Origin of the sequence: Sediminitomix flava (genome assembly GCF_003149185.1) — a bacterium.
GTDB lineage: Bacteria > Bacteroidota > Bacteroidia > Cytophagales > Flammeovirgaceae > Sediminitomix > Sediminitomix flava.
Genome location: NZ_QGDO01000009.1, coordinates 15,545 through 30,511, shown reverse-complemented (window position 1 = coordinate 30,511; position 14,967 = coordinate 15,545). Strand labels below are relative to the sequence as shown.

The 14,967-nt window shown below is 35.5% G+C and carries 12 protein-coding genes; 4 read left to right on the top strand and 8 right to left on the bottom strand.

Annotated features, from left to right (window positions below):
• Positions 1-7: 7 nt before the first annotated feature.
• A complete protein-coding gene (locus BC781_RS22755) occupies positions 8-565 on the top strand; it encodes a TerD family protein (RefSeq protein ID WP_109622341.1) in 558 nt (185 codons plus the stop codon).
• A gap of 6 nt (positions 566-571) precedes the next feature.
• On the top strand, positions 572-1,213 hold the full coding sequence (locus tag BC781_RS22750) for a TerD family protein (RefSeq protein ID WP_109622339.1): 642 nt from the start codon (positions 572-574) through the stop codon (positions 1,211-1,213).
• A gap of 61 nt (positions 1,214-1,274) precedes the next feature.
• Here BC781_RS22750 and rarD read toward each other — a convergent pair whose 3' ends face one another.
• Positions 1,275-2,183 (bottom strand): EamA family transporter RarD, encoded by a 909-nt coding sequence (gene rarD, locus BC781_RS22745; protein ID WP_109622337.1) that lies wholly within the window; start codon positions 2,181-2,183, stop codon positions 1,275-1,277.
• Between the two features lie 266 nt (positions 2,184-2,449).
• On the opposite strand from rarD, the gene BC781_RS22740 reads away from it, so the two are divergent.
• Both BC781_RS22740 and BC781_RS22735 read left to right on the top strand, forming a co-directional pair.
• On the top strand, positions 2,450-3,811 hold the full coding sequence (locus BC781_RS22740) for a sigma-54-dependent transcriptional regulator (RefSeq protein ID WP_109622334.1): 1,362 nt from the start codon (positions 2,450-2,452) through the stop codon (positions 3,809-3,811).
• Complete coding sequence (locus tag BC781_RS22735; protein ID WP_109622332.1) at positions 3,801-5,153, top strand: sensor histidine kinase; 1,353 nt, start codon at positions 3,801-3,803, stop codon at positions 5,151-5,153. Before BC781_RS22740 ends, BC781_RS22735 begins: the two co-directional genes overlap by 11 nt.
• A gap of 372 nt (positions 5,154-5,525) precedes the next feature.
• Here the strand turns inward: BC781_RS22735 and BC781_RS22730 are convergent, their stop codons facing one another.
• The 7 genes from BC781_RS22730 to BC781_RS22700 form a co-directional block, all read right to left on the bottom strand.
• The gene (locus tag BC781_RS22730) at positions 5,526-6,062 is read right to left on the bottom strand and encodes a hypothetical protein (RefSeq protein ID WP_109622330.1); all 537 of its coding nucleotides are present in this window, start codon (positions 6,060-6,062) and stop codon (positions 5,526-5,528) included.
• A 165-nt stretch (positions 6,063-6,227) separates the two neighbouring features.
• On the bottom strand, positions 6,228-7,397 hold the full coding sequence (locus BC781_RS22725; RefSeq protein WP_158281562.1) for a T9SS type A sorting domain-containing protein: 1,170 nt from the start codon (positions 7,395-7,397) through the stop codon (positions 6,228-6,230).
• Positions 7,398-7,870: 473 nt separating this feature from the next.
• Positions 7,871-11,131: a SpoIIE family protein phosphatase gene (locus tag BC781_RS22720; RefSeq protein WP_109622326.1), complete on the bottom strand. Its 3,261-nt coding sequence runs from the start codon at positions 11,129-11,131 to the stop codon at positions 7,871-7,873.
• 205 nt (positions 11,132-11,336) lie between these two features.
• On the bottom strand, positions 11,337-12,068 hold the full coding sequence (gene mnmD / locus BC781_RS22715; RefSeq protein WP_109622324.1) for a tRNA (5-methylaminomethyl-2-thiouridine)(34)-methyltransferase MnmD: 732 nt from the start codon (positions 12,066-12,068) through the stop codon (positions 11,337-11,339).
• Positions 12,069-12,073: 5 nt separating this feature from the next.
• Complete coding sequence (locus BC781_RS22710; protein WP_109622322.1) at positions 12,074-12,757, bottom strand: YggS family pyridoxal phosphate-dependent enzyme; 684 nt, start codon at positions 12,755-12,757, stop codon at positions 12,074-12,076.
• An 85-nt stretch (positions 12,758-12,842) separates the two neighbouring features.
• Positions 12,843-14,042, bottom strand: a complete 1,200-nt coding sequence (locus BC781_RS22705; RefSeq protein WP_109622320.1) for a hypothetical protein — start codon at positions 14,040-14,042, stop codon at positions 12,843-12,845.
• 109 nt (positions 14,043-14,151) lie between these two features.
• Positions 14,152-14,868 carry a Crp/Fnr family transcriptional regulator gene (locus BC781_RS22700; protein ID WP_109622318.1) on the bottom strand — a complete coding sequence of 239 codons (717 nt, stop codon included), beginning with the start codon at positions 14,866-14,868 and terminating at the stop codon, positions 14,152-14,154.
• Positions 14,869-14,967: the final 99 nt, after the last annotated feature.

Genomic DNA, 14,967 nt, shown 5'->3' with positions numbered 1-14,967 from the left:
GTATTTTATGGCTATTTCTTTAAAAAAGGGAGGAAGTATTAACCTAACCAAAAAAGCTCCTACCCTTAAGAAAATTATGATTGGATTAGGATGGGAGTTGAAACCAAACGCTTCTCTTGATCTAGACGCATCTGTTTTTATGATTGGTGAAAATGGAAAGCTTCCTTCAGACGAATATTTCGTTTTCTACAATAACCTAAAGTCTCCTGATGGATCAGTTCAACACACGGGTGATAATAGAACTGGAGCAGGAGAAGGTGATGATGAAATGATCTTAGCTAATCTAGACCTTATAAACCCACAGGTAAAAGAGATACTAATAACAGTTTCTGTTCATGACAACCATGTAGGTGCTAGTTTTGGTGATTTACAAGATGCTTATGTTCGAATTGTAGATGTAGAAAATAACACAGAAATCCTTAGATATGACCTGGATGCTGAATACTCAGACGCGACCGATGTAGAATTCGGACGTTTGATTCGAGGTGTTGATGGATGGACTTTTAAAGCCTCTGGTTTTGGAGATCGAAAAGGATTACAAGGATTAGTAGACATTTATGCATAAGGAAATATGGCAATTTCACTGAATAAAAAAACAGGAATTAACCTTAAAAAAGGAAGTTCTATTTCTCTTGAAAAGGAAGGAAACCAATTAAGAGAAGTTTGTATCGGATTGAACTGGGGTATGATTGAAAAGAAAGCATTCTTTGGTTTATTCGACGAAAAAGAAAAAGTAGACCTAGATGCATCTGCGGCATTGTTTGATCAAAATGGAGAAGCACTTGATGTTGTTTATTTCAACAAACTTAAATCAGATGATCTAGCAATTATCCATAGTGGTGATGACCGTTCTGGAGATGAAGGTGGCGATGATGGATTTGATAATGAAGTGATCCAAGTAAAGCTTTCAGATATTGATAGTAAGGTGAGTCGAATCTTTTTCTTTTTGAATTCTTATGAAGGACATGATTTTGCTGATATTCCTTATTCTAAGATTCGAATTTTTGAGGGTAATTCACATGAGGTTCGAGATGTCTTAGCCACATTTGACCTGTCTGCTGACATTTCTTACAAAGGCTATGTCTCTATGCTGATGGGAGTATTGGACCGTGATGTAAAAGGATGGAAGTTTACAACTTTAGGAAATCCAGTTGAGACTAAAAGAGTTGAAGATACTGTAAATCACATTAAAGGTAAGTTCTTTAGAAAATAAGAATTTACTAGAGTTTCGATAAAAAAGCCCTGTCATCATCTTTTGATCACAGGGCTTTCTTTTATGATTTGATTAGAACTTCTTCTTTTTTCCTTTTCTTCATTTTCCGAATTGCCGATACTGTGTAAACCGCTAATCCAGACCAGATCAAAGCAAAACTGATGATATGTGCGTTGGTAAATTCTTCTCCAAAAAAGAATACGCCTATCAAGAGCATCATAGTTGGAGCAATGTACTGCAAGAACCCAATGGCAGATAGAGGTATCCTCTTAGCTCCTTCTCCGAATAAGTATAACGGAATTGAGGTTACAAGCCCTGCCAACATCAATAAGGCATCATGTTGTATGTTTCCTGAATAGATATGCCCCTCTCCTTTTATTCCTAAGAAAATAACATAGCCCAAACAGAAAGGTGTAACCATCAAGGTTTCTACCATAAGACTATTAATCGAATCTAGCGCATATTTCTTCTTGAATAGACCATAAACACCAAAAGTAAGTGCCAAACTGATTGCTACCCAAGGGAATTTACCATAGCTGATAGTCTGATAAAGTACACCCAATGTAGCAAGTCCTAGTGCTACAGCTGTCGTTTTGGTTAATTTCTCTTTAAAGAAAATCATACCGAGTATAACACTGACAAGCGGATTGATGTAATATCCCAAACTTGCATCTACTGTATGCCCTGTATTTACCGCAAAAATATAGATCACCCAGTTCAGTGAAATTAGAATTGAGGTGATGTAAAGTGGACGTCTTGTTTTGGCTGATTTGAAATAGGCAAAAATATCCTTTCGTCCCATAACCAAATTGAACAATAGTAATAGGGCGAAAGACCAAACCACTCTATGAGAAAGAATTTCGAAGGCAGGTAGTTCATGAAGCCCTTTCCAATACAAGGGTAGAAAACCCCAAATAATATAGGCTCCGATAGCCATCAGATAGCCTTGAGTAGTATATTTCTGGTTCATCGTGAGTTTATCTTTAATGATGTGTCCTCTCTGTAATTTGCTGCGAATTTAGAAAGATTAATGGTATTGAAAAGTTGATATGCTTCAAATTGTTTTGGAAATGATGCAACTCTCCAAGATTTAATTCATCCTTTGCTATATTGTAAAGACTAAAAACAACTATGCTTTTTCATCTGTTGGTAACTATTAGGAGAAAGTTTGTGAATTGGTTACTACAGAAGAATTTAGAAGGAAAGTACTTTTTATAGAAATACACTTTTTTGAGAATGGCCAGAAATAAGATCATAGGTAAAGTACTCATTGTTGACGATAATGAAGATTTGCTTCAAGCAGCTCGACTGTATTTGAAAAGGCATGTTGTACAAGTAGATATAGAGCCTGATCCGCATAAAATTCCCTTACGTTTTGCCAATGAAGCCTACGATGTGGTCTTGCTGGATATGAACTTCACTGAAGATGTAGACAGTGGACAGGAAGGACTTTATTGGATGGATCAAATTTTACAGTTAGCCCCTTCTGTCACGATCATTCTGATCACAGCCTACGGAAACATTGATTTGGCTGTAAAAGCAGTGAAATCTGGTGCTACTGACTTTCTGACCAAGCCTTGGGACAATGAGCGTTTGCTAAATACTATAAAAACGGCCATCGAACTCAAAAAAGTAAAAAGCCAGAGTGGAACGCTTGAAATCAATTTGGAGGAAACGAAAGTGATTGGTCAGAGTAATGCTATGCGAAAAGTATTTGACCAAATTCAAAGAGTTGCTCCTACCGATGCGAGTGTTTTACTTTTGGGCGAAAACGGAACAGGGAAAGAAGTTATAGCCAAAGCACTTCATGAAGCTTCTGAACGAAAAGACGAGACTTTTGTAGCTGTTGATCTTGGTGCAGTGACAGAAACACTTTTTGAATCTGAGCTTTTCGGACATACCAAAGGCTCTTTTACCGATGCAAAAACAGATCGTATTGGGCGTTTTGAAGAGGCTGATAAAGGAACAATTTTTTTAGATGAAATCGGGAATTTATCGTTACCTCTCCAACAAAAACTACTGACTGTTCTCCAAAAAAGAGAAGTAACCAAAGTCGGGAGTAATAAAGAGACACCAATAGATATCAGACTGATTTGTGCAACAAATATGGATTTGTTCAAGATGGTGGAAGAAGGAACGTTTCGTCAAGATCTTTTATTCAGAATCAATACGATTTCCATTGACCTCCCTCCTCTCCGAGAGCGAGAAGAAGATATTCATTTGTTAGCCGAATACTTTTTAGAAATATATGCCCAAAAATACAATCGTGAAATAACAGGAATTGGAATTGGTGCACTTCGTAGAATGGAGAAATACCATTGGCACGGAAATGTTAGAGAGTTACAACATGCCATAGAGAGAGCTGTAATTATGGCCAATGAACCGATTCTACAAGCCGAAGATTTTCAGTTTTATGAACGAACAAGCACAAGTTCATCGGCTCAAGAACAAGACCTAAATTTGAATTTGGAAGATACCGAAAAGCGATTGATCAAAAAGGCATTGGAAAAACACGAAGGAAATCTAACGCATGCAGCCGATGAGTTAGGACTTACCCGTACATCTTTATACCGCAGAGTCAAAAAATATGGTTTATAGAAAGTTTCAGATCGGGATGCTACTTCGCATCTTACTTTTGGTGATAGCCATATGGGGAACTATGTGGGTACAATTTCATTGGGAAGAAAGAACACTCACGCTTTCTTTAGGGCTACTTGCTGTTGTTGGAATAGTCATAGAACTATTCAGATACAGTCAGAAAACAAATAGGCTTTTGAAAGACTTTTTTGAGAGTGTAAAATACCAAGATTATGCGATTCAGTTTTCATCTAATTATAAAAAGGATACAGGACTTGTCGCACTTCAGCAGACCTTAGAAAACTTCATTTTCAAGCTGAAAGATGACCGTGCTGAACAAGAAGCTTATCAACTTTCACTTGAGTTTATACTGAATCAAATACAAACAGGGATTTTGGTTTATGATGAAAAAGGGAAAATCATCTTATCAAACCATGCGGCAGGGCAATACCTCCAAGTGAAAGATTTACATCTGATCTTAGAACTAGAAAAGCAGGATTACCAGTGGTGGAATACACTAGTACAATCGCCTGTTGGGAAAAAGGTATTATTGACCCAAAGTCACGAACAAAGGTATTCGGTACTGAAAAATGAAATTCGTCTTCGTGGAGAAAAGGTGAATTTGGTTGTAATTCAGAATATATACTCAGAGCTTCAGCAAAAAGAAATAGAGTCTTGGCAGAAATTAACTTCGGTCTTACGTCATGAAATCATCAATTCTATTTCTCCAATTATGTCACTTTCAGATACACTTATCGAAATTCTGGAATTGGATAGCGAGCCTTTAGCAGATGGGAAAAAAATAGATGATGATACTTTTGATGATTTGAATGAGAGTTTAGCGATCATCAGTAAACGAAGTAAAGGACTGGTCAATTTCTTGGATGAATACCGAGATTATACAAGTTTACCTAAACCAGAATTTGAAGAGACTTATTTGGATACGCTTTTGCAAGACATTGTACAGCTTGTTAAAACAGAGATGCAAGAGGCAAAAGTATCCTTGATCTATACATGTGATAGTCCTAAACTGAAGCACCATATTGACCAAGAGAAAGTTGAAATGGTATTGATCAATCTTTTGAAAAATGCACGTCAAGCAGTAAAAGGAAATGAACAAGCAGAGGTACGACTTACTTTGGGTTTTGATACCATGAATCGTCCGCTCATAGAAGTAGAAGACAATGGTTGTGGTATTGTAGAAGAAGCAATAAGTAAAGTGTTTTTACCTTTCTATTCCACCAAAAAAGATGGATCGGGTATCGGGTTGTATCTTTCTAAACAGATTATGCAATTACACAACGGTGAAATTAGCGTAAAATCTGAATATGGTAAGGGGACTGTGTTCTCCTTAAAATTCTAAATTAGAGTGATAAGGAGACTTACTGTAAAGGGAATAAATAGCACTGCCATAAAGAATGACAATACAGGCTCTCTGCGAAAGCCGTTGATTAATTGTTGAAGCATTTTAATATAGATCGTTTAGTTCATGAAGTATGATCAATCATATTTCAATAATCTTGCCTTAAAATGACTGTTTTGTTAAAGAATATCTTAAAAAGTTACATGCCCTAGTTAAGGAATCACAATGAATATTTGTGTTATGTAAAGATTGAATATTCTTAATTTTTATTTTCAAACATAGGATCAAATGATCATTTGTAAACAAAAGGCAATGCAAAATAAAAGCTATACTGACAGTTCAGTATAGCTTTTATAAAAATGTAAAGATCTATTAACAACCTTCATTTATTTTCTTGCGGAACTTATGCTTGACCTCTTCTCCGCTTTTCAGAAGCGCTTTAATTTTGAAATAGACTTCTGAGTCTTCAAATCGGATATCCATTTCCTTTACCCGATCTACTTCCGAACCGTATTTCTTTTTGATGGCTTCAAGAATATCATCATCCAGATTTACATTATCATCTTCCTCAAAAGTGAAATGCATTTCGGTTCCATTGAGCAAATTTTCTAAGCCATTCATCTGAAGATTAAGACCATCAATTTCTAAGTCTAAATCCTTCATGTCAATCTCAATGTTCTTTAGCTTCTCAAGCTCTTTTAATTGCTTGAGTTCTGTTTCAACCATTTTCTCAATGGCATTTCCCATGTTTTCCATACTCAAAGCAAAAGAACCAACCCAATTTTCAATATCTTCTTCATTGATATTGATCTGAATATTTACATCGTCTTTGTTCTCTTCTTTCTTTTCTTGAGCAAACGAAATTACACTTACCAAAAGGAAGGAAGTGATTAGAAAAAATGTTTTCATGTTTTAGTTATTTAGATGATTTGACACTAGTTATTTGAATCAATATACTTGATAACGAGTTTTAATACAAGTTTGAAGAAAATGGCTTCGAATAGTATTTAAAATAAAAACGCGTCTTCTCAATTCAGTTGAAAAGACGCGTTCGAGTATCTGTAATAATATCAGTTATTGCTTAATGAATCGGTAAGTCTGATGGTCAGTACTTGTTTTTACTGAAAGAATATATAAACCAGTGTTCAAACCACTAAGATCCAATGTTTCTCTAAAATGGTCATCAGTTTTGGCGTGGAAAACTTTATGCCCTTCTTTAGAATATATCGTGACCTCAGACAAACCTCCTTTTATATCTGAAATAGAAAGTTGATCTATAACAGGATTAGGGTAGAACTTAATATTAAGATCAGAAGCATCAAGCTGAATCATTTGACTTTTTGAATATTGATTTGAATAGTCGTTATCAACCATATTCAAGCGATAGAAATATACGTATCCTGTTAAAACGTTTTGATCAATATATTGATAGTTTACGAGTGACTGACTTTCACCGATTGCATCAACGGCTGAAACTCTTTCAAAGTTTATCCCATCTATTGAACGCTCAACGTCAAATCGCTTTGTATTGATTTCTGTAGCGGTAGTCCAGTCAAGTATGATTTTCCCTTCTTCTTGTTTTAGATTGAAGTTTATGAGTTGGACAGGAAGAGGAGTGTCAGTTCCTGCGGGATTGTCTTGATCAATAATTTGTGAACCAGTTGTTGAGCCATCAATTGAACCATCACCACCTAAAGCTGGGTCAGAACCATCCCAAATAGGAGTACCAGCTCCACCTGTGTCTACTACAATTTCAGGTGTATTAGCACCATTTAATTTATTTGAGTTTAGAGAGCCTGTTGATAGAATAATTAATGAAGAGCCTGGAGGTAATGTCAAGGAGGCTTTGTTTTCAAAAGTAATAGAACCTGCTATGATAATTAAAACTGGGTCAAGACCATCATAAGTGAAATCATCACTACTTCCATTACCATCACCAAAAGTCAAAGCTATACCCTCCTTTATAGTGAGAATATCCCCTTCCCATGAATTAAGGTAAGTATCAAGAGCATTTTGATCATCAGTAGGAACTGTAATCTTAGCAGTAACATCATCCAAATCCCAATTTGCTTTTGAGCTTACCGTAGCCCAATTGCTAGACCCACTTACATGCGCTTCTAAATCAGTGATTGATGATGTAAGAGCTTCATTTTGGTCTAAAGAATAATAATTATACTGTGCAATTGATTGATAATGAATAATACTAAGTATTATAAAAAAGGATAGTTTGAAGAATCTATTCATGAATGAAATGACACAAAAGAGTTCTGAATTGATTTTAGTTAAATATATATTCCTGAGTACCTTGGTCAGAAAGTGTGTTAAATTAAATAGAGACATTCATTATTCAATCAATTTGTGATTAAACAGAGAATACCTTCTTTTTAGATAGCTGTTGATTCTATAAATAGTTACAAATTTTATACCTAACTACTTTAAGTGTATCGACGTTTGAATATATTACACACTTGATTTTGATTGAAATATAGACAAGTATAAAGATTATTACATACAAAGTTGAGTACTAAATTCTTTATATATTCATACTTTATACTCTTTTTGTTATTTGTAATAAATGCTGACCACAATACTAATAATATAACTTTAAGGAGAAAGTTGTAGTATACTTGAGACTATCTTTTTGTGATTTAAATAGAAAATAAAAAAGTCACTCCAAACTGAATTGAAGTGACTTTATATATTTAGGGCTCGGTATTTTATAGCCTCACACCTACTATTGTGATATCATCACGTTGTATTTCATCTCCCTGATGTTCTTCCAAATATTCAGCAAGAACCTTTCCTTGGAATGTCATTGGTTTTCCTTGAAGCTCAATAAGCATTGAACGTAGGCGAGTAGAACCAATACGTTTTTTATCGCTATTACATTGATCTTGGAAACCATCAGAGTACAAGTATAGTTGACAACCTTTTGGAACAATGAATTCATGTTGTTCTAAATTCAATTCTCCTTTTTTGGCCTTGTAGAAACCAAGAGCTTTCTTATTTCCTTTTATTCGTTCAAGTTTTCCATCTATAGCAATGTAAAGAAGTGGCGACTGTGCACCTGCAAATTTAACGGTAAAGTTTCCATCAGGATTTTCTTTGATCATACAAAGTCCCATTGTCATCCCTTCTTCATTGGCATCTTCTTCATGAGAAACAGCTCTCAGAATACCTTGATGCACTTTCTCTAGGATATCTTTAGGCTCTCTGATGTTTAATTCTACTACAGAGTGGTTGAGAAGTGTTGTTCCGATCAATGACATAAATGCTCCCGGAACACCGTGTCCTGTACAGTCTGCTACAGCCCAGTAAGTCGCATCTTCAGTTGATTTTGTCCAGTAATAATCTCCAGAAACAAAATCTTTTGGTTTGAATAGAATGAAATGGTCATCAAACTTATTCTTGAAATCGATATTGCTAGGCAAAATAGCTGACTGAATCTTTTTAGCATACCTCAAACTGTCTGTGATATGCTGATGCTGATTTTCAAGTGTCGTATTCTTTTCTTCAATATGATCTCTTTGCGAAACTACCTCTTCATTCAACTGGATCAACTCCTCGTTTTGTGCAAGAATTTCACTTTGCTTTTCTGATAGTTCGTAGTTCTTGTTTTCCAATTGCTGCGTTCTGTTCAGAATAATTTTTTCGAGGCGTTGCTTTTCCAAATGATGTCTCCAAGTATAAATTCGGATACCAATGAAAATGACAATTGCTAGCAGAAGGATATAAGAAATAAAGGCCAATGGTGAGAAGAACCAAGGTGTAACCACTTCAAAATGTAAGTTGGTGTTTTCACTCCATAGCTTTCCACCTTTCGCTTTTGCTTTTAATTGGTAGATGTATTTTCCTGGTTTTAACGGAGGAAGAACAATCTCATTTTCATTGTTTGGCTCAGACCATTCTATATTCTCAATATCTTCTTCATTCCCCCATCTGCTTTTGTATAAAATACCTTTAGCAGGATAGTTAGGGCTGATGAATTTTAATTTCAGATATGCATTGTAAGCTACTTCTACGGTCTGTTTACCAAATAGAGAACCTTCATTTTCACCATTGCTAGATGCATTAATGATATGTGCTTTAGGCGTAGGACTTGGTTCTAAGACATCTTTTAGGTAAGCAAAACCTTTTGAAGTCGCAATCCAAATTCCTCCTTTTGAGTCTTCAATAAGACCTCCTCTAGGATATGTATTTGAAGGGATACCACTTTGTTCTCCGTAAATAACGAGTTCATCGTCATTGATGCGCTGAAGAACACCATATTTAGTAGTGATCCATAGTTTTCCATCTTTTTCCAATAGCGCTAATCCTTCTGAATTATTTGGAATACCAGCTAAAGGAAGAATTGAAGTTGTATTAAAATCATACTTGAGTATCCCGATGTTTGATGCAAAGATCAAATTTCCATTTTCACTTTCTATGATGTCATTGAATTGAAGTGGAAGGTCAGAAGGTAGAACTGTATCGGAAATAGACTCAAATGTATCTTTTTCTTTATTGTATTTTTTCAGATAGTCTTCATTACTATTTTGTAGAACGTAGATTTCTCCATCTTTTGAAACAATAATGTTTGCAGGAATAGCTTTGAAGTTATTCTGGTAAGATTTGACCAACTTTCCATCGGCACTGATTTTTGTAAGGCCACCATTTTGTGTTCTAGCAACCCATACATTTCCATCGTGGTCGAAAGCCATATCTTTTACAAATCCTGCATCGGAATTCTGAAGATACTTTGTGAGTTTTTTAGATTTGCTGTCAAATCTATATACTCGACCAAACTGTGAACCAGCCCAAATAATATCTCCGCTTGTGAGAATTTTGGATGCAAACTCATTATCTAAGAAGAAAAGAAGTTTATCTGTGTATTGATCTTTACCGACTTTTTCCAAGATTGAAACACCCGATTGAGAGTAAATAATCCCTCCCTTGTAAGGATGTATAGTTTGAATAAAGCCTGGTAAATAGTTTTTAAATTCTGTTTTGAAGATAGACTTTTTAATTTGAAGAATTCCTTCAGATGAAGCACACCAAATAGATCCATCAGCCAATTCTGTGATATTATTTATTGACTTGTTGAGTGTATTTGGAATTAGCTCTGGCTCAAAGGTTTTTCCTTTAGGATGTAAAGCATAAACACCTTGGTTAAAGAAACCTGCATAAATGTCTCCGTTTTTACTTCTTTTCAGTGAAGAAGAAATATATGAACCAACGACATGCTTATAGTTAGTTATTTTACTTCTTGCATCTAACTCGAACTGATAAACACCCTTGTCAGTAGCCACTAAGAAAAGATTATCCTTCGTATGCAAGAATGAATAGACTGCATGATAGTGGGGTAGCTTCCCTAGTTTATCAAATTTTTCTTTCTGAGCATTCCATTTGAATACTGAACCTACAAATGAAGTGGCGTACAGATTTCCTTTAGCATCGGTTGTAAATGAAAATGACACCTCAAAACTGGTAGTCAGTTCGCTACTACCAAAGTCGAAACGTTTGATTTTTCCGTCAGGAGATTTTCTTACAATGCTTTGCCCTTCAGCAATCCAAAAGTTCTGATTTTGGTCCTTAAATATGCGTTTAGGGTAAATGAGGGTAGAATCTGTCCCTGTTTGTCCTCCTTCAATCACTGTTTCAAAGAAGACAGAATCAGGAAAAGAAGTGACTTTAGAAAGTCCTAAATCATGAGAAACATAAATTTGTCCCTTATCTACATAAAGGTCTTTTATGAAAGGACTAGGAAGGGATTTTTTATATTCATTGATGTTCTTACCATCGAATCTGACAATACCTGCGTCAGTGGCAATCCATACAAAGCCCCACTCGTCTTGTACAATACTTTTACAAATATCAGAAGGGAAACCTGTTTTAGTTCCGTAGGTTGATACTGAATAATTTTGCGCAAAAATATTATTCAAAAACAAAAAAGATAATAAGGTCAGTATAGACGCAAAAAGTCTTTGCCTAATATTCATTGTTGGTTTGGTCTTAGTTATGGCAGGTGATCTTCTCTTAATTTTTTATGGTCAATATTTGGGAAGAAAAAAGCCCGCCTTCATTTTCATATTACTTGTATTAAGGTAGTCATTTAGAAGTCAAAAAAAAACACCTAATTCTACAATTAGGTGTTAATACGTGTAAATGTCACAGTTTTCTGATTTTAATCATCGAAAAATGGCATTATTCAGGCTTTTTATACTTTAGTTTTGGTGGATAAGTAGGTGTAATTCCTTTAAGTCCTCTTACCATTTCTCGTTTACCAGGAGGACCTGGGTAAGCTTCAATGATGTAGTTTGCAGACTTCAATGTTCTTTTGAATTGTCCGTTTGCACAATAAGTAACCAACATGCTCTGAGGAGCACTGACTTTGTAGCAAATATCAAAACTAGATTTTTCCCACATCTCAGCTTGTTTACTTGGGGCAAAAGCATCAAAATAAATCAAATCGAAGTACTCTGCTTCCCAATCAAACTCTTCTAGTTTACCATCAATTTTATGAAGAACAAAGTTGGGTAAAATAGAAATATCTTTTCCCCATTCAACTTGATGTATCTGATCGAAATAGCTGTGTAAACTTTCGTCTAGTAATGATTTATAATTGAGTTGGGCTACAATTTCTTCTTTTAGCGGAAATGCTTCTACACTCACGTAGTGAAATTGTACATCGGGATGTTTGAGTGCTTCTTTGATGGTCAAAATAGCATTCAGACCTGTTCCGAAACCTACTTCAAAAATTTTCAGATGATTGCCACAGGTAGGTAAAATAGCCTCTACTCCTGCTTTTATAAATACATATTCCGACTCGGTAAGTGCGCCATGAGAAGAATGATAAGTCTCGTTCAGTTCTTCATTGAAGAGTGTACTTGAGCCATCATTGGTTTCTATGACCTTGATATTTTTGTCTGTACTCATCTTGCTTACTGACTTTGGTAATTGCGATGTCCAAAAATTGAACTTCCAACTCTGATCATGGTACTCCCCTCTTCCATCGCGATTTGATAGTCTCCGCTCATTCCCATAGAGATTTCAGAGAAGGCACAATTTGGGAAGTTATTTTCTTGAGCTTTCAATTCTTCAAACAAATTTTTCAGTCCTCTAAATTCCGAACGAACCTGTTCTTCATTATCCGTATTGGTCGCCATTCCCATTAGCCCTACAATCTTGATATTTTCAAACTGAGCAAATTCATCATTATTCAGCAATTCAAGAAGTTCTGCTTTATCTAAACCAAACTTAGTTTCTTCGTCTGCAATGTGCATTTGAAGCAGACAATTGATCACTCGATTATTTTGCTTAGCTCTTTTATTGATCTCTTTCAAAAGCTTGAGACTGTCAACGGCATGAATCAGACTCACGAAAGGAGCAATATATTTTACCTTGTTGGACTGCAAGTGACCAATCATATGCCATTCGATATCTTTTGGAAGAACTTCAAATTTTTGAGCGAGCTCTTGAACTTTGTTTTCACCAAAAATACGAACCCCATGATCGTAAGCTTCCTGAAGTAATTCTACAGGTTTGGTTTTGCTTACTGCTACGAGTTTGCAGTTATATTTTTCTACTTCATTATTGAATCGATCTATATTTTCTTTCAGAGACATTCGTCCAAACTTTTGATTTAAGAATAAAACCTCACTACAAAAATAGTAATGAGGTTTGATATGATCTATAAGATTGACTTTTAGCTTAATGAATAATTTTCATTCGCTCAAATTCTACGCTTTCGTCAAATAATTTTCGGTAGGTATGATGTACCTTAGAAATCTCACCGCCAATTAGCTCACAAGTACGCATCATTTTAGGATTGAAATCTCCGATCCAGTTCATCTCAAGAGATTCGTATCTGAAATCTCTGAAAGGATCTTCTGGAGGATTTCCTAAACTTTTACGCACATGTTCGTTGAATGCTTTTACAATGGCAGACTCCACTCCTTTTCTTTGCTGACTTGGAACTACTCCAAAAACGAGTGCAAAAAGTTTTTTACTTGCACCTGTTTTTCTGTGGAACATAAACATTAGTTTTTGCCACCATCCAAAGCTACCTCCGCTCAATTTCTTTTTAATCTGATTCAATTCTGGAATCTGAAGGTAGAATGCTACTGGTTCACCTTTGTAATAGGCATACCACATCATTTCAGCATCAATAACCATTTTCATGGACTTGAACATATTGATGGCTACTTTTTCGGGCATTACTTTTACTCCTCCATGACCACCCCAAGCGGCGTTGTACACTTTGTGAAAATCGAGTGCATATTTTTCCAATTGGTCATGTTGGTAATGCTCAAAAGTATAGTCAGGATCATTCCAAACATTAGCCGCCTTATCCATCAACTTCTGAGAAAGAGGTGTACGGACATCTCTGTAATAGGTGTATTGCTTGAAATAAACTTGGAAACCATAATTTTGGTAAAGCTCATTGTAGTATGGTGCATTGTAGTGCATACAATAGTTAGGCTCGTCATAGCCTTCAGCCAGACAGCCCCACCATCGGTCACGTTCGCCAAAATTAATTGGTCCGTCCATGGCTTCCATTCCCCTTTCGGTAAGCCAAGTTTTGCACTGATCGAAAAGCATATTTGCAGCTTCCTGATTGTTGATACAATCAAAAAAGCCCATTCCTCCTGTTGGTTGTTTATTATCCTTATGAACAGTGCTCGGATTTATAAAAGCGGCAACTCTACCAATTGTATTTCCTTGGTTATCTACTAAAATCCATCGGCAAGCTTCCCCTTTTTTGAATAACTTATTTTTAGCAGGGTCAAATACATTCTCTACATCATGATCAAACGGTCTGATGTAATTCGGATCGTCTTTGTAGAGTTGTACAGGACATTCTAAAAATTGGCGTATGTGTTCATTGTTTGTTACTGTTAGTAGCTTCATGATTATCAAAGTACTGTTACTATCGGGGCAAATTTAATAAGAAATAAGACATATTAAACCCCTCCCTCTATACCTCAACACATAAAGCAATTAAGAAAAGCGTAAAGAATTAATGAATTAGTTCAGAAAGTAAGGTTTGAAGCAGTAAGTGTTTTTCTTCAAAGTAGATATAGCCTTTTTCTATTCGAATTTGACCGTTGTTTTGTAATTCTTTGAGGATACTTTTTACAGCCTTAGGAGAGCTGGCTGTCAGTTTTGCTAGCTCACTATTCGAAAAAATGAGTTTAAAGCTCCATACTTCATCTTTACTTTGATGACCATAGACCTTTGAAAAGTCTAGGATAAAGTCAATAATTCTACTTTTTGGGTCTTTATAAATGACTTGCTCCAAAGGGTTTTTGTAAGTTTTAAATTGAAATGAGCGAAGTTTTTTAACACTTAGGGAAAGGTTTGGATACATTTCTAGCAACGTTTCTACTTCGCTAAAATCAATTTTGCATAAAATAGCCTTTTCACTTTTTACACTTACAAAGTCCTCTCCATCACCATGAATATTCGCTATTCTGAGTTCTCCAAAGAGCGCACCTTTTTTCAATATAGATTTTGTTTGTTCGGTCTCATTTTCTGTGATAGAGCTGATTTTGATAGTGCCTTCTTTCAAAAAGTAAATGGTGTCCGTTTGGTCTCCATTGAGATAAATGAAATCATTTTTCTTAAACGAATATGTGGTAGAGATGTCTTCGAGTACAGTTTGAGCTGATTTTGGTAGAGATTTGATAATAGAGTAGTTTTCTAAATACCAAAGTTTAGAGGTTGCATGTATCATGGCTGTTAATTATTTGGTAGTAAAAGGATAAATGGTAGGTCTGTGAGATATTAGTGGTTTTCGATTTTAAGATGTCGAAATTATTGCAAAAGGTAGTTC